This is a genomic window from Streptomyces sp. NPDC104106 (genome assembly GCF_055584345.1).
Window position 1 is genome coordinate 277463 of sequence record NZ_JBVJMF010000008.1, and the last position, 18806, is coordinate 296268.

General features: G+C 72.4%; 13 protein-coding genes. 1 reads left to right on the forward strand and 12 read right to left on the reverse strand.

What is annotated here, in order from left to right; all coding sequences use genetic code 11:
* Nucleotides 1–102: 102 nt before the first annotated feature.
* The 6 genes from serA to ACZ60X_RS21300 all read right to left on the reverse strand — a co-directional run bounded on the left by serA (nt 103) and on the right by ACZ60X_RS21300 (nt 10253).
* Nucleotides 103–1692: a phosphoglycerate dehydrogenase gene (gene serA / locus ACZ60X_RS21275; protein ID WP_469600569.1), complete on the reverse strand. Its 1590-nt coding sequence runs from the start codon at nt 1690–1692 to the stop codon at nt 103–105.
* Nucleotides 1693–1937: 245 nt separating this feature from the next.
* Complete coding sequence (ilvC, locus tag ACZ60X_RS21280; RefSeq protein ID WP_469600572.1) at nt 1938–2936, reverse strand: ketol-acid reductoisomerase; 999 nt, start codon at nt 2934–2936, stop codon at nt 1938–1940.
* 111 nt (nt 2937–3047) lie between these two features.
* Nucleotides 3048–3572, reverse strand: coding sequence for an acetolactate synthase small subunit (ilvN, locus tag ACZ60X_RS21285; RefSeq protein WP_055708145.1), 525 nt, complete (start codon nt 3570–3572; stop codon nt 3048–3050).
* A 20-nt stretch (nt 3573–3592) separates the two neighbouring features.
* Entirely contained in the window at nt 3593–5440 is a 1848-nt protein-coding gene (locus ACZ60X_RS21290; RefSeq protein ID WP_469600575.1) for an acetolactate synthase large subunit, read from the reverse strand.
* 410 nt (nt 5441–5850) lie between these two features.
* A complete protein-coding gene (locus ACZ60X_RS21295) occupies nt 5851–8862 on the reverse strand; it encodes a putative bifunctional diguanylate cyclase/phosphodiesterase (RefSeq protein WP_469600577.1) in 3012 nt (1003 codons plus the stop codon).
* A gap of 413 nt (nt 8863–9275) precedes the next feature.
* Nucleotides 9276–10253, reverse strand: a complete 978-nt coding sequence (locus ACZ60X_RS21300; RefSeq protein ID WP_469600579.1) for a 2-hydroxyacid dehydrogenase — start codon at nt 10251–10253, stop codon at nt 9276–9278.
* A 75-nt stretch (nt 10254–10328) separates the two neighbouring features.
* Between ACZ60X_RS21300 and ACZ60X_RS21305 the strand changes: the two genes are divergently transcribed.
* Nucleotides 10329–11327 carry an aldo/keto reductase gene (locus ACZ60X_RS21305; protein ID WP_469600582.1) on the forward strand — a complete coding sequence of 333 codons (999 nt, stop codon included), beginning with the start codon at nt 10329–10331 and terminating at the stop codon, nt 11325–11327.
* 169 nt (nt 11328–11496) lie between these two features.
* On the opposite strand, the gene ACZ60X_RS21310 is transcribed toward ACZ60X_RS21305, so the two are convergent.
* From ACZ60X_RS21310 to ACZ60X_RS21335, 6 genes are all read right to left on the reverse strand, one after another.
* Complete coding sequence (locus ACZ60X_RS21310; protein ID WP_469600583.1) at nt 11497–11700, reverse strand: DUF6191 domain-containing protein; 204 nt, start codon at nt 11698–11700, stop codon at nt 11497–11499.
* 51 nt (nt 11701–11751) lie between these two features.
* Nucleotides 11752–14796: a helix-turn-helix transcriptional regulator gene (locus ACZ60X_RS21315; protein WP_469600585.1), complete on the reverse strand. Its 3045-nt coding sequence runs from the start codon at nt 14794–14796 to the stop codon at nt 11752–11754.
* 92 nt (nt 14797–14888) lie between these two features.
* Complete coding sequence (locus ACZ60X_RS21320; protein ID WP_469600587.1) at nt 14889–15080, reverse strand: hypothetical protein; 192 nt, start codon at nt 15078–15080, stop codon at nt 14889–14891.
* A gap of 249 nt (nt 15081–15329) precedes the next feature.
* Entirely contained in the window at nt 15330–15911 is a 582-nt protein-coding gene (locus tag ACZ60X_RS21325; protein ID WP_469600589.1) for a hypothetical protein, read from the reverse strand.
* Between the two features lie 35 nt (nt 15912–15946).
* Entirely contained in the window at nt 15947–16522 is a 576-nt protein-coding gene (locus tag ACZ60X_RS21330; protein ID WP_469600592.1) for a GNAT family N-acetyltransferase, read from the reverse strand.
* Nucleotides 16500–18731 carry an MMPL family transporter gene (locus ACZ60X_RS21335; protein WP_469600594.1) on the reverse strand — a complete coding sequence of 744 codons (2232 nt, stop codon included), beginning with the start codon at nt 18729–18731 and terminating at the stop codon, nt 16500–16502. The genes ACZ60X_RS21330 and ACZ60X_RS21335 overlap by 23 nt, the downstream gene beginning before the upstream one ends.
* Between the last annotated feature and the right edge of the window lie 75 nt (nt 18732–18806).

Consider the following 18806-nt stretch of genomic DNA (forward strand, 5'->3'; position numbering starts at 1 on the left):
GTGTGCTGATTAGGTTGTACTGTGAGGGTTTTTTTGCGGGCGTTAAACGGGGCGGGCGGGCTGACTCAGGTCAGCCCGCCCGCCGTTCGGGATGTCCTGCACCTAGACCAGGTTCACGGACCGGGCCGACGTCGCCCCGATCTCCGCCGCGACCTCGGCCAGCACGCCCGCGGCCACCGTGTCGTCCACGGTCAGCACGGCCAGCGCCTCGCCGCCCACCGCGGCACGCGCGACCTGCATACCGCCGATGTTGATGCCCGCCTCGCCGAGGATGCGGCCGACGGTGCCGACGACACCGGGGCGGTCCTCGTAGCGCAGGACGACCATGTGGTCGGTCAGGGCGAGGTCGACGTCGTAGTCACCGACCGCGACGATCTTCTGCAGGTGCTTCGGGCCGGCCAGCGTGCCGGAGACCGAGACCTCCTCGCCGCTCGCGAGCGTGCCGCGCACGGTGACGACGTTGCGGTGGTCGGCCGACTCGGAGCTGGTGGTCAGCCGGACCTCGACGCCGCGCTCCTGCGCGAACAGCGGGGCGTTGACGTACGACACCGTCTCGGCGACGACGTCCTCGAAGACGCCCTTGAGCGCGGACAGCTCCAGCACCTTCACGTCGTGCTGGGTGATCTCGCCGTAGACCTCGACGTCGAGGCGGTGCGCCACCTCGCCGGCCAGCGCGGTGAAGATCCGGCCGAGGCGCTCGGCGAGCGGCAGACCGGGCTTGACGTCCTCGGCGATGACACCGCCCTGGACGTTCACAGCGTCCGGGACCAGCTCACCGGCGAGCGCCAGGCGGACGGACTTGGCGACCGCGATGCCCGCCTTCTCCTGGGCCTCGTCGGTGGAGGCGCCGAGGTGCGGGGTGCACACGACCTGGTCCAGCTCGAACAGCGGCGAGTCGGTGCAGGGCTCCTTGGCGTACACGTCGAGGCCGGCGCCGGCGACCCGGCCCTCCTTCAGCGCCGCGTACAGCGCCGCCTCGTCCACGATGCCGCCGCGCGCGGCGTTGACGACGCGCACGCTCGGCTTGACCTTGCGCAGCGCCTCGTCGCCGATGAGCCCGAGGGTCTCGGGGGTCTTGGGCAGGTGGACGGTGATGAAGTCGGAGACCTCCAGCAGCTCGTCCAGGGACAGCACCTTGACGCCCATCTGCGCGGCCCGCGCGGGCTGCACGTAGGGGTCGTAGGCGACGACCTTCATGCCGAAGGCGGACATGCGCTGGGCGACCAGGGCGCCGATGCGGCCGAGGCCGACGACACCGAGGGTCTTCTCGGCCAGCTCGACGCCCGTGTACTTGCTGCGCTTCCACTCGCCGTTCTTCAGCGCGGCGTTGGCCTGCGGGATGTTGCGGGCGGTGGCCAGGATCAGACCGCAGGCCAGCTCGGCGGCGGTCACGATGTTGGAGGTCGGGGCGTTGACGACCATCACGCCGGCCTTGGTGGCGGCGGAGACGTCGACGTTGTCGAGGCCCACGCCGGCGCGCGCGACGACCTTGAGCTTCTTCGCCGCGGCGATGGCCTCGGCGTCGACCTTCGTGGCGGAGCGGATCAGGATCGCGTCGACGTCGGCGATGGCGGGGAGCAGTTCGGCTCGGTCTGCTCCGTTGGTGTGCCGGATCTCGAAGTCCGGGCCGAGTGCGTCCACAGTCGCGGGCGACAGCTCTTCAGCGATGAGTACGACAGGTTTCGAGCTCACGTGAGGTCCTCACAAGTCCAAGGCATGCGGACGGCCGTCCCGACGGCCGCAGGCGGAGGAGGGGGGCTAGCCGCGGAAGACGCACGACGCTGTGGGCCTGACGCGTGTTGTGCAGCAGTGTAGTGGCGCCGCCGAGGGCGTCTTGCGCCTCTGCGGAAGGATCACCCGTCCGGGGCTGGACGGGGTGGACAACGAAAGGCACGCAGGGGGCCGGAGCAGTGTGCCCCGGCCCCCTGACATGATGCTTACGCCTCCTCGTTCACCCAGCTCATCAGCTTGCGCAGCTGCTTGCCGGTGGTCTCCAGCAGGTGCTCGGAGTCCTGCTGCTTGTACTCGTTGTACTTCTTCAGGCCGCCGTGGTACTCGTCCATCCAGTTCTGGGCGAAGGAGCCGTCCTGGATCTCGGCGAGGACCTTCTTCATCTCGGCCTTGGTCGCGTCGGTGATGATCCGCGGGCCGGTGACGTAGTCGCCCCACTCGGCGGTCTCCGAGATCGACCAGCGCATCTTCTCCAGGCCGCCCTCGTACATGAGGTCCACGATCAGCTTCAGCTCGTGCAGGCACTCGAAGTAGGCGATCTCCGGCTGGTAGCCGGCCTCGGTCAGGGTCTCGAAGCCCGCCTTGACCAGCGCCGCCGTACCACCGCACAGGACGGCCTGCTCACCGAACAGGTCGGTCTCGGTCTCCTCGGTGAAGGTGGTCTTGATGACGCCGGCGCGGGTGCCGCCGATGCCCTTGGCGTACGACAGCGCCAGCGCGAAGGCGCCTCCGGACGCGTCCTGCTCCACGGCCACGATGCACGGAACGCCGCGGCCCTCCTCGTACTGGCGGCGCACCAGGTGGCCCGGGCCCTTCGGGGCGACCATGCAGACGTCCACGCCGGCCGGGGGCTTGATGAAGCCGAAGCGGATGTTGAAGCCGTGGCCGAAGAACAGCGCGTCGCCGTCCTTCAGGTTCGGGGCGATGGACTCCTCGTAGACCTGGGCCTGGATCGGGTCCGGCACCAGGATCATGATGACGTCGGCCTCGGCGGCGGCCTCCGAGGGCGTCACCACGCGCAGGCCCTGCTCCTCGGCCTTGGCCTTGGACCTGGAGCCCTCGTGCAGACCGACACGCACGTCGACACCGGAGTCACGCAGCGACAGCGCGTGGGCGTGGCCCTGGCTGCCGTAGCCGATGACCGCGACCTTGCGGCCCTGGATGATGGACAGGTCGGCGTCAGCGTCGTAGAACAGCTCGGCCACTTTGGGTTCTCTCCTTGGTGTGCAGGTTGTGCGTCCCACCGTATGCCGGTGAGGGGAAGGGAAGTTTCGGGGTCTCGGCATCCGGGCGGCGGACACCGCCCGTTTCCAGCCTTACGCGGATCGGTCCAGAGCGCGCAGCGAGCGGTCCGTGATCGAGCGGGCGCCGCGGCCGATCGCGATGGTGCCGGACTGCACCAGCTCCTTGATGCCGAACGGCTCCAGCATCTTGAGCATGGCGGACAGCTTCTCGCTGGATCCGGTGGCCTCGATGGTGACGGCCTCCGGGGAGACGTCGACCGTCTTGGCGCGGAAGAGCTGGACGATCTCCACGATCTGGGAGCGGGTCTCGTTGTCGGCGCGGACCTTCACCAGGACGAGTTCGCGCTGGACGGCCTGACCGGGCTCCAGTTCGACGATCTTCAGCACGTTGACCAGCTTGTTGAGCTGCTTGGTCACCTGCTCCAGCGGCAGGTCCTCGACACCCACCACGATGGTGATGCGGGAGATGTCGGGGTGTTCGGTGACGCCGACCGCGAGCGAGTCGATGTTGAAGCCGCGGCGGGAGAAGAGGGCGGCGATGCGGGCGAGGATGCCCGGCGTGTTCTCCACCAGGACGGAGAGCGTGTGCTTGGACATGTTCTTGACTCAGCTCTCTCTCAGTCGTCTTCGCTGTCGCCGAAGTCGGGGCGGACGTCCCGGGCGGCCATGATCTCGTCGTTGGAGGTGCCGGCGGCGACCATCGGCCAGACCATCGCGTCCTCGTGGACGATGAAGTCGACGACGACCGGCCGGTCGGTGATGGAGTTCGCCTCCTCGATGACCTTGTCCAGGTCCTCCGGGCGCTCGCAGCGCAGGCCCACGCAGCCCATCGCCTCCGACAGCTTCACGAAGTCCGGGACGCGGGTGCCCCGGGCGTCGGGGTTGACGTCGTCCGGACCGCTGTGCAGGACGGTGTTGGAGTAGCGCTGGTTGTAGAAGAGGGTCTGCCACTGGCGGACCATGCCGAGGGCACCGTTGTTGATGATGGCGACCTTGATCGGGATGTTGTTCAGCGCGCAGGTGGTCAGTTCCTGGTTGGTCATCTGGAAGCAGCCGTCGCCGTCGATCGCCCAGACGGTCTGCTCCGGCGCTCCGGCCTTGGCGCCCATCGCGGCCGGGACCGCGTAGCCCATCGTCCCGGCGCCGCCGGAGTTGAGCCAGGTGGCGGGCCGGTCGTACTGGATGAAGTGCGCGGACCACATCTGGTGCTGGCCGACGCCGGCCGCGAAGATCGTGCCCTCCGGGGCGAGCTGCCCGATGCGCTCGATGACCGCTTGCGGGGAGAGCGAGCCGTCCTCGGGCAGGTCGTAGCCGAGCGGGTAGGTCTCGCGCCAGCGGTTGAGGTCGCTCCACCATGCGGTGTAGTCGCCCTTGTGGCCCTCGCTGTGCTCCTTCTGCACGGCCTGGACGAGGTCGGCGATGACCTCGCGGGCGTCACCGACGATCGGCACGTCGGCGGCGCGGTTCTTGCCGATCTCGGCCGGGTCGATGTCGGCGTGGACGATCTTGGCGTACGGGGCGAAACTGTCCAGCTTGCCGGTGACGCGGTCGTCGAAGCGGGCGCCGAGGGCGACGATCAGGTCGGCCTTCTGCAGCGCGGTGACGGCGGTGACCGCACCGTGCATGCCCGGCATTCCCACGTGCAGCGGGTGGCTGTCGGGGAACGCGCCGAGCGCCATCAGGGTGGTGGTGACGGGCGCCCCGGTGAGTTCGGCGAGGACCTTCAGCTCGGCGGTGGCCTGCGCCTTGAGGACGCCGCCGCCCACGTAGAGGACGGGCCGCCTGGCGGCGGTGATCAGCTTGGCGGCCTCGCGGATCTGCTTGGCGTGCGGCTTGGTCACCGGACGGTAGCCGGGCAGGTCCATGGCGGGCGGCCAGGAGAAGGTGGTCCTCGCCTGGAGGGCGTCCTTGGCGATGTCGACCAGGACCGGGCCGGGACGGCCGGTGGAGGCGATGTGGAACGCCTGCGCGATGACCCGCGGGATGTCCTCGGCCTTGGTGACGAGGAAGTTGTGCTTGGTGATCGGCATGGTGATGCCGACGATGTCCGCCTCCTGGAAGGCGTCCGTGCCGATCGACTTGGACGCCACCTGGCCCGTGATGGCGACCAGCGGGACGGAGTCCATGTGGGCGTCGGCGATCGGGGTGACCAGGTTGGTGGCGCCGGGGCCGGAGGTGGCCATGCAGACGCCGACCTTGCCGGTGGCCTGCGCGTAGCCGGTGGCCGCGTGGCCGGCGCCCTGCTCGTGGCGGACCAGGACGTGACGCACCCGCTTCGAGTCCATCAGCGGGTCGTACGCCGGCAGGATCGCGCCGCCCGGAATGCCGAATACCGTGTCCGCGCCGACCTCCTCGAGGGAGCGGATGAGGGACTGCGCACCCGTGACGTGCTCGACGGGGGCGGACTGCTGTCCTCCGGATCGGGGCCGCGGCTGCGGATGGGCCCCGGTGGCCTGCTCGGTCATCGGCATTCTCTTCTCGATGCTGAGGGTTTTTGCGAGGTTTGTGCGGAGTTCAAGCGCTGCACGCCCGGTGCTCGTGCAACAAAAAACCCCTCGTGCCATAAGGCAAGCGAGGGGAGCGCGCCGGTGTGGTCGCTGGGGATTCCGGATCGTCCTCCGGTGGGCCCCAGCTCAGCCGACGCGCTTGCCAAGTACGAGAATTCGGGTGCGCATGGCACTGACCCTCCCTCTGACGCGCACCACGTGTCAAGTGGGTGGGACGGGAGTCTCAGAATGTGAGCGAAGGGCACTGCCGCCTCCGAAGACAGCGGGAACACCCCTTGTGTACACCCCTGTACCCCACCGCACTACTCGCTTCACCTACTCGTCCGTCCCTCACTCGGCCCCGGCCCGACCCGCGTCCGGCCCGCGCCTCATCTCCCCGGTGCCCCGGTCGGTGCCGGGGCCACGACCGTGCCCAGCCCGGCCCCGCTGTCGACGCCGACGCGTCCCTGCGGTTCGCGGACGCCGCCCGCGAACGCCGGCTCGGCCGGGGCGTGCGGCACCGGATAATGGCCGGATCCGAGCGCCCGGCGCAGGCGGTACTCGTCCACCGGTCCCGCGAACGCCATGCCCTGCCCGTGCGTGCAGCCCATCGCGCGCAGGGCGACGACCTGGTCCGGGAGGTCCACGCCCTCGGCCACGGACTGCAGCCCGAGATCCCCGGCGATCCGCAGCAGACCACTGGTGATCTTGTGCAGCCGCGCCGACTCCACGACGCCTTCGACCAGGCTGCGGTCGAGCTTCAGGATGTCGACCGGGAGCCTCCTGAGGGCCGTGATGGCCGCGTAGCCGCTGCCGAAGCCGTCCAGCGCGATCCGCACCCCGAGCCGGCTGAGCGCGGTCAGGCGCCGTTCCAGCTCCTCCAGGGGCACCCGCGGATCGGTGTCGGACAGCTCCACGACCAGGGCGCCGGGGGGCAGTCCGTGCCGGGTGAGCAGCGCCTCCACCGAGCCGAGCGGCATCGAGCGGTCCAGCAGCCGACGGGCGCTCATCCGGACCGTGACCGGCATGAGGAGCCCGGTCGCGGCCCGCTCGGCGGCCTGCTCGACGGCCTCCTGGAGGATCCAGCGGTCCAGCTCGGCCGTCTTGTCACCCTCCTCGGCCACCCGCAGGAACTCGGCCGGGGTGAACAGCACCCCTTGCGAGGAGCGCCAGCGCGCCTGCGCGGATACCGCCGTGATCCGGCCGGTGGCCAGGCAGACCACCGGCTGGTGCAGCAGTGCGAACTCGCCGTCGTGCAGCGCCGCGCGCAGCCGGGTGGCCAGCTCCGCCTTGCGTACGACGTCCTGCTGCATCTGCGGCTTGTACAGCTCGACCCGGCCCTTTCCGGCCGCTTTCGCGCGGTACATCGCGAGGTCGGCGTTGCGCAGCAACTCGCCCGCGCCGAGGCCCGGCTCGGCGAAGGCGACGCCGATGGAGGCGTTGACCCGGACATCGTTGCCGTCGATGGCGTAGGGCTGGGAGAGGGTCACCCTGAGGCGGTCGGCGAGCTCCAGGATGTTCCGCTCCCGGGCGGCACGGTCACGGGTGCCGTCCCCGACGATCAGGGCCGCGAACTCGTCGCCCCCCAGCCGGGAGGCGGTGTCCCCCTGCCGGACCGCGTCCTGGAGCCGGCGGGCGGCCTGGACGAGCAGTTCGTCCCCGGCCTGGTGCCCGATCGTGTCGTTGACGGCCTTGAAGCCGTCCAGGTCGATGAAGAGCACCGCCGTGTTGCGCAGGGCGGCGCCCCGGTCCGTGGCCCGGCGGCCGGACAGGGCCTGCTGGACGCGCCGGGTGAACAGGGCGCGGTTGGGCAGGTCGGTCAGCGGGTCGTGCTCGGCGTTGTGCTGCAACTGCGCCTGAAGGCGCACTCTTTCGGTCACGTCCCGGCTGTTGAAGATCAGCCCGCCGTGGTGCCGGTTGACGGTCGACTCGACGTTGAGCCAGCCGCCGTCGCCGGAGCGGAAGCGGCACTCGATGCGGGTGGTGGGCTCCTCCAGGGGGCTCGCGACCAGGAAGCGGCGCACCTCGTGCACCACGCAGCCCAGGTCCTCGGGGTGGATGAGGGTGGCCAGCTCCTTGCCCACCAGTTCCTCGGCGGACCGGCCGTAGACCCCGGCGGCGGCCGGGGAGACGTACCGCAGGACGCCGTTGGGCGCGGCGATCATGATGACGTCGCTGGAGCCCTGCACCAGGGAGCGGAAGTGGTTCTCCTTCTGCGCCAGTTCCTGGGTGAGGGTGATGTTGTCCAGCAGCATGATGCCCTGCCGGATCACGAGCGCGAGCACGACCGCGCCCGCCGTGATCAGCACGACGTGGTCGGGCCGGCGGCCGTTGAGGACGTTGTACAGGATGCCCAGGGTGCACACGGCGGCCGCGAGGTACGGGGTGAGCGCGGCGAGGGAGCCGGTGAGCGGCCGGCCGGCCGGGTAGCGGCCGTGGTCGCCGGCCGGGACGGGTGCGGGCGCCGGGTGGTGGCCGGCGCCGCGCTGTCCGGGCACGTGCTCGTGGACCACGCGCGTCTGCCCGTCCCGTGCGCGACCCCGCGGTGCGCCTCTGTGCCGGCGGTCGACCCAGGGCGCGTAGGCGAGAAGCAGCGAACCGGCGAACCAGCCGGCGTCCAGCAGCTGGCCGGAGCGGTAGCTGCTGTGCAGCAGCGGGGAGGTGAACAGCGCGTCGCACATCACGGTCAGCGCGAGCGCGCCGATCGCGGTGTTCACCGCCGTACGACTGCCCGGGGCGCGCCGGAAGTGCAGCGCGAGCACCATGCTGACCAGCACGATGTCGAGCAGCGGGTACGCCAGCGACAGCGCGGTGTGCGCCACGCTCGGTCCGTCGAAGCGGGCCGCCTGGGCGAGCGCGAGGCTCCACGACAGGGTCAGCAGCGAGCCGCCGATCAGCCAGGCGTCCAGCCCCAGGCACATCCAGCCGGCCTTGGTCACCGGCCGTTTGGCCAGCACCAGCAGGCCGACGATGGCGGGCGGCGCGAAGCACAGGAAGAACAGGTCGGCGTAGCTGGGCGTGGGCACGGGCCGGCCGAGCACGACCTCGTACCAGCCCCAGACCGCGTTGCCCAGGCACGCCATCATCGACGACAGGGCGAACAGCAGCCACGCGGACCGGAAGCGGACACGGGCCTTGCGGGCGTACAGGAAGCAGGAGACGGCGGCGGTGCCGGCCGCGGCGGCCAGCCCGAAGTCTCCCATGATCAACGCCACTTCGTGCGCACCCCAGTCGAACGCGGCCCCGACGGCGTAGGCCGCGCAGACCAGGGCGAGTACGAGTTGCTCGGTCACGCGCGAGCCCTCGCCGGGGGCCGGCCGGCGGGGCGGCGGTGTCTCCTGCGGGTGCGGTGCGCGCACCGCGTCCTCAGGCGCGGTGGTCACGGAGAGCGGCGCAGTCACCGGGGCCTCCCGGTCCGCGCCGCTCCCCGGTCCCGGTGCGCTGGGTGTGTGTGCCGCCTGCGGGCCGTCTGCCTGTGCTGGTGGTCGCCGTGATGGCCGGTGTGGTGACCGCGCCCGCGCGCGGCCGTGCGCCAGGGTCGCCGTCGGCGGCTCCGCCGCGTCGGATCGTTCGTCCATAGGCCGTGCATCGCCCGTCGCCCCCCTCACAAATCTGAAATGTCCGTCCCCGGCGCCGAAACGGCTCGCGGCGCAGCCCCTCGTCGGGACGATACACCAGGTTCGTCACTCAGGGACATAGCTTCTCTACGCTCCGTGACGACCAGCGGGGATACGGCCACGGCCCGCGTCCGAGGGGTTGCGCAGGGTGCCGGACGGGGCCTGCCCGCTCGGGCGGAGCCGGGCGTTGGGGAGGATCAGCGCCCGGCTCCGCCCGCCGTTGCGGCGTCCGTCGTCAGGATCACGTTGCGCAGCGGTTCCTGGTTCACGAAGCGGCCCAACTGGTCGACGAGCAGCCGCTTGGCGCGGGGCAGGAAGGCCGAGGACGGGCCGCCGACATGGGGGCTGATCAGCACACCGGGAGCCTTCCACAGGGGGTGGCCCGGGGGCAGCGGCTCGGGGTCGGTGACGTCCAGGGCGGCGGTGATCCGGCCGCTCTTCAGCTCGGCGAGCAGGGCGTCGGTGTCCACGACCGGTCCCCGCGCGACGTTGACGAGCAGCGCCCCGTCCTTCATCCGCGCGAGGAACTCCGCGTCGACGAGCCGGTGTGTGGCCTCGGTGAGGGGAGTGGACAGGATGACGACGTCCGCGTCCGGAAGCAGTGAGAGCACATCGGTGATCGGATGCACAAGCCCGCGCGCTGTGGTGCGCCCCGAGCGCGCGATGCGCGCCACCCGCGCGACCTCGAAGGGCGTGAGCCGGTCCTCGATGGCCTGGCCGATGGGCCCGTACCCGACGATCAGGACGTTCTTGTCGGCGAGGGCGGGCCGGAATCCGCTCTCCCAGCGTTCCTGCGCCTGCGCGCGCACGAAGCCGGGGATGCCGCGCAGGGAGGCGAGGGTCAGGGCGAGGGCGAGTTCGGCGGTGCTCGCCTCGTGCACCCCGCGCGCGTTGCAGAGCGCGACGCCCGGCCCGATGGAACCGAGGTGCGCGGTGATGTCGTCGACACCGGCGGTGAGCGTCTGGATGAGCCGCACGCGCGTGAGCCGCCCGAGCGGCCGCACCCGCACGGGCATCGGCTTCATGTACGGCACGACGTACACGGCGCAGTCCGCGGGGTCCCCGGGGAACTCCTGCCCACCGTCCTCGCCCCCGTCCCAGAACAGATACCGGGGCCCTTCGGGGAGCCCCTCGATCTCCTCGGGCGGAATGGGAAGCCACACGTCCGTAGTCATGGCAAGGAGGCTATGTCAGGGGCCCGCGGGCGCAGAGGTTAGGTTGGGGACCAGGAGAGGGAGGTTCACGAGCAGGTGGAGCGCAGGACGATCGGCGCGGGGGCACTCGCGGTGGGGGCCGTCGGACTCGGGTGCATGCCGATGAGCTGGGCGTACAGCACCTCGCGGCAGCGCGGTGAGGAGTCGCTGAGAACCGTGCACCGGGCGCTGGACCTGGGCTCGACCCTCCTGGACACAGCCGACATGTACGGCCCGTTCACCAACGAGCTGCTGCTGGGCCGGGTGTTGAGGGAGCGGCGTGCGGACGCCTTCGTGTCGACGAAGGTGGGGCTGCTGGTGGGCGAGCAGCACATCGTGGCCAACGGCCGCCCCGGGTACGTCAGACGGGCCTGTGACGCCTCGCTGCGCCGCCTCCAGACAGACGTCATCGACCTCTACCAGCTGCACCGCGCCGACCCCGAGGTCCCGATCGAGGAGACGTGGGGCGCGATGGCGGAGCTGGTGCGGGCGGGCAAGGTGCGGGCGCTCGGCCTGTGCGCGGTGGGGGCGCGCGGCGGACGCCGGACGGCCGGCGGCCTGCACGACCTGACGGTGCGCCAACTGCAGCGGCTGCAGCAGGTGTTCCCGGTGGCGGCGGTGCAGGCGGAGCTGTCGGTGTGGTCGCCGGAGGCGCTGGACGGGCTGCTGCCGTGGTGCGAGGCGCGGGGTGTGGGCTTCCTCGCGGCGATGCCGTTGGGCAACGGTTTCCTGACCGGCACGCTGACGCCCGGCGAGGGCTTCGAGCCGGACGACCTGCGCGCCCGCCATCCCCGCTTCACGGCCGAGATGATGGCGGCCAACCAGCCGATCGTCGCCGGACTGCGCCGGATCGCCCGCCGCCACGGCGAGCACGTCACCCCGGCCCAGGTCGCCCTGGCCTGGGTCCTGAGCCGGGGCCGCCACGTGATCGCCCTGCCGGGCACGAAGCACGCGCACTGGGCCGCCGACAACGCGGCCGCCACGAACCTCCGACTGACCGACCAGGACCTCACGGAGATCGCCGGCCTGCCGGCGGCGCAGGGGTCGTGGGAGTGAGGCGGTGGGCGCAGCTGGGGCTGAGGTCGCCAGGAACGCCCGGTGCGCCATGCAGCCGACGGTCAGGCCCGGGGCCAGGACACCACGCGGACGTCCTCACCGCTGACGGACTGCGGCACCGGCGTGAAAGGGTCCTCGGTATTCGGCTCCTCCCCCGTCGCCTCGGCCGCTATTGCGCGGCCGTGCCGTCACCGGCCCCGCTTTCCGGACGCTCGCCGGGCAGCCGTATGACCGCCTTCCCCGACGCCAGGTCTATCGGCCCACGGCCGGGGTCGCCGTCGCCCACGTCCTCCCGGGTCAGCTCCAGGCGGTTCTGCTCGTCGCGGGTGTGCTTGCGGCCGGGTGCGAACAGCTCCTCGAAGGCGTTGAACACGGCTTCTCCCCCGTTTTCTCCCCTTGGCCGGTTTCTCCTCCAGCGTACGGGTCAGCCCGGCGAGGGCACAGGGGCCGTCTCGGCCGGGAACAGCTCCAGCCGGTGGGCCAGCGCGGCCGCCTCCCCCCGCCCCGAGACGCCGAGTTTGCTCAGGATGTTGGAGACGTGGACGCTCGCCGTCTTCGGGGAGATGAACAGCTCCTCGGCTATCTGCCGGTTGGTGCGGCCCGCCGCGACCAGGCGCAGGACGTCCCGTTCGCGTGTGGTGAGGCCGAGGGCCGCGGCCGGGTCGGCGGGCAGGGCCCGGCGCGTGGCGCGGCTCAGGGTGAGGCGGGCGCGCTGGGCGAGGCGGCTCACCTGCTCGGCCAGCGGGCGCGCGCCCAGGTGGTCGGCGACCGCGCCGGACAGCCGGAGCAGCTCCACCGCGCGGTCGCGTGCGTCGTCCCCGCCGTCGGCTTCGGCGAGGAGGGCCGCGGCGAGCCGGTGGCGGACCCGGGCGAGGTCGTAGGGGCGGTCCAGGCACTCGAAGGCGGTGACCACCGTCGACCAGGTGTCGGCGGTGTCGGTGCCCCGGGCGCGCAGCAGTTCGGCGCGGGTCCACTGCTCGTAGGCCTGCCAGAGCGGGGCACCCGTGGTGAGCTTCCGGACCGTCTCGAAGAGGCGGTCGAGGAAATCCTCGCGGCCCGGCGCGGCGGCGGGCAGGGCCCGGGTGTCCGCCTCGGCGGTGGCGGCGGCGAGCAGCAGGGGCCAGCCGTAGCGGTGGGTGCCGGGCGGGAAACCGGTGTCCAGGGCCCGCAGCAGTTCGGTGCGGGCGTCGGCGACGCGGCCCTCGGCGGCGGCGACACCGAGGGCGACCCGGGCCAGCGGCAGGAAGTGCTGGGGCATGGGGTCGTGGGTGCCGTAGTGGGCGCGGGCGGCGGCGAGGTGCCGGCCGGCCTCGGCGTGGTCGCCGCGGGCCAGGACGAGATAGGCCAGGCGCAGGGCGCCGGAGCCGCGCGGCTGGGCGCCGCGGCCGCCCCGCGCCGCGTGTGCGGCGGCCTCGGCGGCCTCGGTCCACTCGCCGAGCGCGTACAGCGACTCGGAGAGGTTGCACCACATCCACGACTCGGCGTCGAGCAGCCCGTGGGCGCGGGCGAAGCCGAGGCCTTCGCGCAGCAGGGCGGCGGCCTCCCGGTCGCGGCCGACGGACTGCAGCTCGGACGGCAGGTTCACATAGGCGCGGCCCGCGACCTGGCGCACTCCCTCGGCGAGGGTGTCCGCCAGCACCTGCCGCATCTCCGCGAGCCCGGTCTCGAAGTCGCCGGCGTCGACCTTGAGGCCGCCGAGGGTGAGGCGGGCGTGCAGCTCGGTGTCGCGGGCGCCGACCATGCGCGCGTACTGCACGGCCCGCTCGGCGGCGGCGAAGGCCTCCGATCCGGGCCGGTGCAGCATGGACCAGTTGGCGGCGAGGGCCAGCACCTCGGCGTGCACCTCCGAGGGCGGCAGCCCGCGCACCAGGTCCTGGGCGGTGGCCAGTTCCCGCCAGCCGTCACCGCGGGCGAGGGACTGCACCAGGCGGGAGCGCTGGATCCAGAACCAGGCGGCGCGCAGCGGGTCGGGGTCCTCCTCCAGCAGGCGCAGCGCCCGCTTGGTGATCTTCAGGGCGCGTTCGCGCTCGCCGCCGAAGCGCCCCGCGACGGCCGCCTCGGCCATCAGGTCGAGATAGCGCAGCGGGGTGGCGGCGCGGTCGCAGCCGCACGGAGGGTAGATCTCGGTGTAGTCGACCGGGCGCAGGGCGGCGCGGACCGCGTCGGGGGCGCTGTCCCACAGCTCCATCGCCCGCTCCAGCAGCCCCAGTTGCTCGGTGTAGGCGTGCCGGCGGCGGGCCACGACGGAGGCGTCCAGGACGGCGGGCAGGGCCTTGGCGGCGTCGTGCGCGTGGTACCAGTAACTGGCCAGGCGCATCACGCGCGCGTCGGCCGGGACCAGTGTGGGGTCGGCCTCGACGGCTTCGGCGTAGCGGCGGCTGAGCCGGGAGCGTTCGCCGGGCAGCAGGTCGTCGGCGACGGCCTCGCGGACCAGGGAGTGCCGGAAGCGGTAGCCGTCACCGGCCGGGGTGACGGTGAGGATGTTGGTGCCGACGGCGGAGCGCAGCGCCTCGATGAGGTCGTCCTCGGCGAGCCCGGCGACCGCGGCGATCAGCCGGTACTCCACGGTGGAGCCGCCCTCGGCGACGATCCGGGCGACCCGCTGGGCGCGCTCGGGCAGTGCCTCGACCCGGACCAGGAGCAGATCGCGCAGGGAGTCGGTGAGGCCGGTGCAGCAGCCCTCCCAGGCGGCGACGGCGAGTTCCTCGACGAAGAAGGCGTTGCCGTCGGAGCGTTCGAAGATGTCGTCGACCTGGTCGGGGTCGGGTTCGGTGGCGATGATGCCGGCGATCTGGCGGCCGACCTCCTCGCGCGTGAAGCGGTCGAGCTCGATCCGGCGGACCGTGCGCAGCCGGTCCAGTTCGGCGAGCAGGGGGCGCAGCGGGTGGCGGCGGTGGATGTCGTCCGAGCGGTAGCTGGCGAGGACGAGGAGGCGGCCGGCGCGCAGGGTGCGCAGGAGGTAGGAGAGCAGGTGGCGGGTGGAGGCGTCGGCCCAGTGCAGGTCCTCCAGGACGAAGACGACGGGCTGCTCGGCGGCGACGCGCTCCAGCAGCCGGGCGGTCAGCTCGAAGAGGCGGGCCATGCCCTGCTCGTCGTGCCGGCCGGCGCCGGCCTCGCCCAGGTCGGGCAGGAGCCGGGCCAGCTCCTCCTCCTGTCCGCTCGCGGCGGCGGCGAACTGCCCGGGCAGGGCGTCGCGCAGCGCGCGCAGCGCGGCGGAGAAGGGCGCGAACGGCAGCCCGTCCGCGCCGATCTCGACGCAGCCGCCGACGGCCACGACCGCGTGCCGGGCGGCGGCCGCCGCGAACTCCTCGACGAGGCGGGTCTTCCCGACACCTGCCTCGCCGCCGAGCAGCAGGGCCTGCGGCTCGCCGGCGCGGGCGCGGGCGAGCGCGTCGTTCAGCGTGGCCAGTTCGTCGGTGCGGCCGACGAACACGGGACTGACGGACCTGGTCTCCACGGGCCCGAGCATCGCACGAGGTCCGGGCGGCGGGGCACCGGTTTTCCACAGGCTCGGTGCGATTGTCGTACCGAGCCTGTGGGCGGTGTCCGTCGGCGCGGGATTCACGCGGTGTGCGGGAGGCGGTGCCGGCGGGGCCGGTCGGTATGGGACTCGGCACCGGCGCCGTCGTGGCCGGCCGGTTCCGCGGGGCGGGCGGCGCGGCGGGCCCGGGCGACGGAGCGGGCCAGGCGCTCCTCCTCGGCCGCGCGGATCAGCTGGGCGGAGCGCATCTTGTGGTACTCGAACTCGATCACGGCAGATCCCTCGGTTTTCTCGGCGGGGCTCGACGAGCCTCGATGAAGCTCGGTGAGCGCCGGGGTGGTGCCTCGCGTTCTGCGAGGCCTCCACCTTCGCCGCCGAGGGGGGTGCGGCACATCGGGAGAGTTCCGCATCTTCGCGCCGGCCGTGGGCCGCACGCGCGCGTAAGGGGCCCCAGGGAGGTCCGTAAGGTACGCACGGATTCCCTAAGGCCCCTGTGACGGCCTGTGTGGCCTCGCGGTTTCTCAGTTCGCCGAGGGCAGGCCCAGCAGCGCGTCGGAGTACTTCAGCACGGCCAGGAGCAGGCCGATGACACCGAGCGAGAGACCCGCCCAGGCGACCGACTTGATCCAGGGCGCCTGGGGGCGGCCCGGGACGCCGAACGCGGGCCGGGCGAGCACGACGGCGCCGGTCAGCAGCGCGGCCAGCGCGAACAGGCCGGCCCACAGGGCGGTGCTGTGCCAGGCGTCGCCGTAGACGGCCTTGATCTGGTTGGCGACGCTCGCCGTCGAGGAGGTCCGCAGCTGGCCGACGAGCTGCTGGCGGGCGCCGGCGACGATGCCGATCCAGCCGCCGCTGAGCGAGACCAGGCCGAGGGCGGCGGAGACGACGGCACCGGCGCCCTGGCCGACCCCGGAGGGCACCCTGGCCTCCGGCACGGTGTCGTCCTGCGCCTCCGGCTCCTCTTCGGCGTCCTGCCGCGCCTCGGTGTCCGGGGTCTCCTCGGCGGTCGCGGTGTCCTGCGCGGCGGTCGTCTCCTCCACCGCCGTCTCGTCGTGCTGCGCCTCGGTACCGGCCTCGGCGCCTTCCTGTGTCTTCGTAGCCATGCCCGGCACCGTACGGACGCTGTCTGAGAGGTCTCTTAATGATCCTTCTGTCCGGTACGCGCGTGTGCCGCGCGCCACTCGGGGGCGAGGACGGACCAGATCTCGGTGCTGGTGCGTACGCCCTGGTGCGGGTGGTTCTCGCGCAGGACGCCCTCGCGGGTCATGCCGAGCCGCCGGGCCACGTCGATGCTCGGCTCGTTGGCCGGGGAGACGTGCCACTCCACGCGGTGCATGCCGCGCTCTCCGAAGGCCCAGTCGAGCAGCACCCGCATGCCCCGCGTGACGAGCCCGCGCCCGGCCGCGGCCGGTTCCAGCCAGCAGCCGGCCTCGCACACGCCGCTCGGGGTGTCCCAGACGCGGAACAGCAGCCCGCCGACGAGCGTCCCGTCCAGCCAGATGCCGTGCAGGCTCCCGGCGTCGGCGGCCCGCTTGTCGGCGTACGCCCTCAGCCACGCACGCGCGCCGGCCAGGTCGGACACCACGTCCGGCAGGCCGACGTGCCGGCCGATGAACTCCCGCCCCCGGTCGATGTTGGCGAGGACCTCCTCGGCGTGCCACACCTCCATGGGCCGCAGTTCGGCGCCGTCGTCACCCAGGGATATCGCGTACATCGTGGTCCTGTTCCTCCCCCAGCGCTTCCATCGAGAGCCCGTCGAGCCTCTCATGCGCGGTGCGGCACTCGGGCGGCTCGATGCTGACGCGCGGCAGACGGCGCTCCAGCCAGGCGGGCAGCCACCAGTTGGCGGGGCCGAGCAGGTGCATCAGCGCGGGCACGAGCAGCGTACGCAGCACGAAGGCGTCGACGGCGACGGCGGAGGCGAGCCCGATGCCGAACATGGCGATGACCCGGTCGCCGCTGAGCACGAAGGCGAGGAAGACCGAGATCATGATGATCGCCGCGGAGTTGATGACCCGGCTGGTCTCGGCGAGGCCCACGCGCACGGCGCGCCGGTTGTCGCCGGTCTCCAGCCACTCCTCGTACATCCGGCTGACCAGGAAGACCTGGTAGTCCATGGAGAGGCCGAAGAGGACCGAGACCATGATCACGGGCAGGAAGGGCTCGATGGGTCCGGCCCGGCCGAGACCGAGCAGTTCGCTGCCCCAGCCCCACTGGAAGACGGCGACGACGATGCCGAACGCGGCGGCGACGGCGGCGATGTTCATCACGGCGGCCTTCGCCGGGATGCCGAGCGAGCGGAAGGCGACCAGCAGCAGGAGACAGCCGAGCCCGACGACCGCGCCGACGAAGAGCGGGAGTTTGCCCACGATCACAGCCGCGAAGTCGTCGTAGCCCGCGGTCACGCCTCCGACCTGGATGTCGAGGGAGGTGCCGGTCTCCGCGCGGGGCAGCACCTGGGTGCGCAGCCGGTTCACGAGGTCGCTGGTGGCCTGCGACTGGGGGGCGGAGGCGGGGACGACCGTCAGGTAGGCGGTGCCGCCGCCGGTGTCGTAGGTGACCGGGGTGACGGAGGCGACGCCGTGGGTGGCGCGCAGGGTGGTGTCGAGGTTGTCCAGGACGAGCTTGTCGGCGGCTCCGTCGACCCGCGCCACCAGGGTGAGCGGCCCGTTCACGCCCGGGCCGAAGCCGTCGGCGAGCAGGTCGTAGGCCTTGCGGGTGGTGGAGGTGCTCGGGTCGTTGCCCTGGTCGGAGGTGCCGAGGCGCAGCGAGAAGGTGGGCAGCGCGAGGACGGCGATGACGAGGACGGCGAGCGCGCCGAGCAGCTTGGGGTGGCGTTCGACCAGCGCCGACCAGCGGGCGGCGAATCCGGTGGGCACCTCCGGGCGCGGCCCGTGCTCGGCGAGCCGGCGCCGCTCGCGGCGGCTGAGGGCGCGCGGTCCGATGAAGGACAGCAGGGCGGGCAGCAGGGTGACCGAGGCGGCGACGGTGAGCACGACCGTCAACGAGGCGGCGACCGCGACCCCGTTGAGGAAGCCCAGCCGCAGGGTGAGCATGCCCAGCAGGGCGATGCACACCGTCGCACCCGCGAACACGACGGCCCGCCCGGTGGTGGCCACGGCGCTGACGACGGCCTCGGTCGGGCTCAGCCCGCGTTTCAGCCCGCGCCGGTGTCTGGTCACGATGAACAGCGCGTAGTCGATGCCGACGCCGAGCCCGATCAGCATGCCGAGCATGGGCGCGAAGTCGGCGACGGTCATGGCGTGACCGAGCAGCCCGATCCCGGCGTACGCCGTGCCCACGCCGACCAGGGCGGTGGCGATGGGCAGCAGGGAGGCGGCGAACGAGCCGAAGGCGAGGAAGAGCACGACGGCGGCGACGAGCACGCCGACCACCTCGGCGGTGTGCTCGCGCGGGGACGCGGTGCGGCCGATCGCGTCGCCGCCCAGCTCCACCTGGAGCCCGCCCCGTTCGGCGGCCTTGGCGGTGCGTACCACGGCCTGCGCCTCGGACTTGCCGATCGCGTCGGAGGGCCGGGTGAAGGTGACGGTGGCGTAGGCCGTACGGCCGTCGGCGCTGATCCGGTGGGCGCCCTGGGGGCCGTACGGACCGGACACCGAGGCGACGCCGGGCACGGTGGCGATCCGGTCGAGGGTGCGGGTCATGGTCTGCTCGACGCCGGCGGCGCGGACGGTGCCGGCGTCGGTGTGCCAGACGACGGTGTCGCTGTCCCCGCCCAGGCCCGGGAAGCCCCGCTGGAGCAACTCCGCCGCCCGGCCGGACTCGGTGCCCGGTACGGCGTAGTCGTTCGAGTACGACGTACCGGCGACGGCGGCCGCCGCGCTCACCCCGCCGAAAGCGAGGAGCCACAGCAGCACGGTGATCAACCGGTGCCGGACACACCAACGGGCGAGGTCTGCCACGGACGTGCTCCCAGAAGTGCGATTTGTGGATCTTTGGCCGGGAACGATCGTCCATGAACTGAACTGCCCGCAAAG

Coding starts and splice junctions, on each gene's coding strand:
- ilvN (WP_055708145.1), bottom strand. CDS start 3,572: ATGTCCAAGCACACGCTCTCCGTCCTGGTGGAGAACACGCCGGGCATC.
- ACZ60X_RS21290 (WP_469600575.1), bottom strand. CDS start 5,440: ATGACCGAGCAGGCCACCGGGGCCCATCCGCAGCCGCGGCCCCGATCC.
- ACZ60X_RS21300 (WP_469600579.1), bottom strand. CDS start 10,253: ATGACTACGGACGTGTGGCTTCCCATTCCGCCCGAGGAGATCGAGGGG.
- ACZ60X_RS21315 (WP_469600585.1), bottom strand. CDS start 14,796: ATGCTCGGGCCCGTGGAGACCAGGTCCGTCAGTCCCGTGTTCGTCGGC.
- ACZ60X_RS21325 (WP_469600589.1), bottom strand. CDS start 15,911: ATGGCTACGAAGACACAGGAAGGCGCCGAGGCCGGTACCGAGGCGCAG.
- ACZ60X_RS21330 (WP_469600592.1), bottom strand. CDS start 16,522: ATGTACGCGATATCCCTGGGTGACGACGGCGCCGAACTGCGGCCCATG.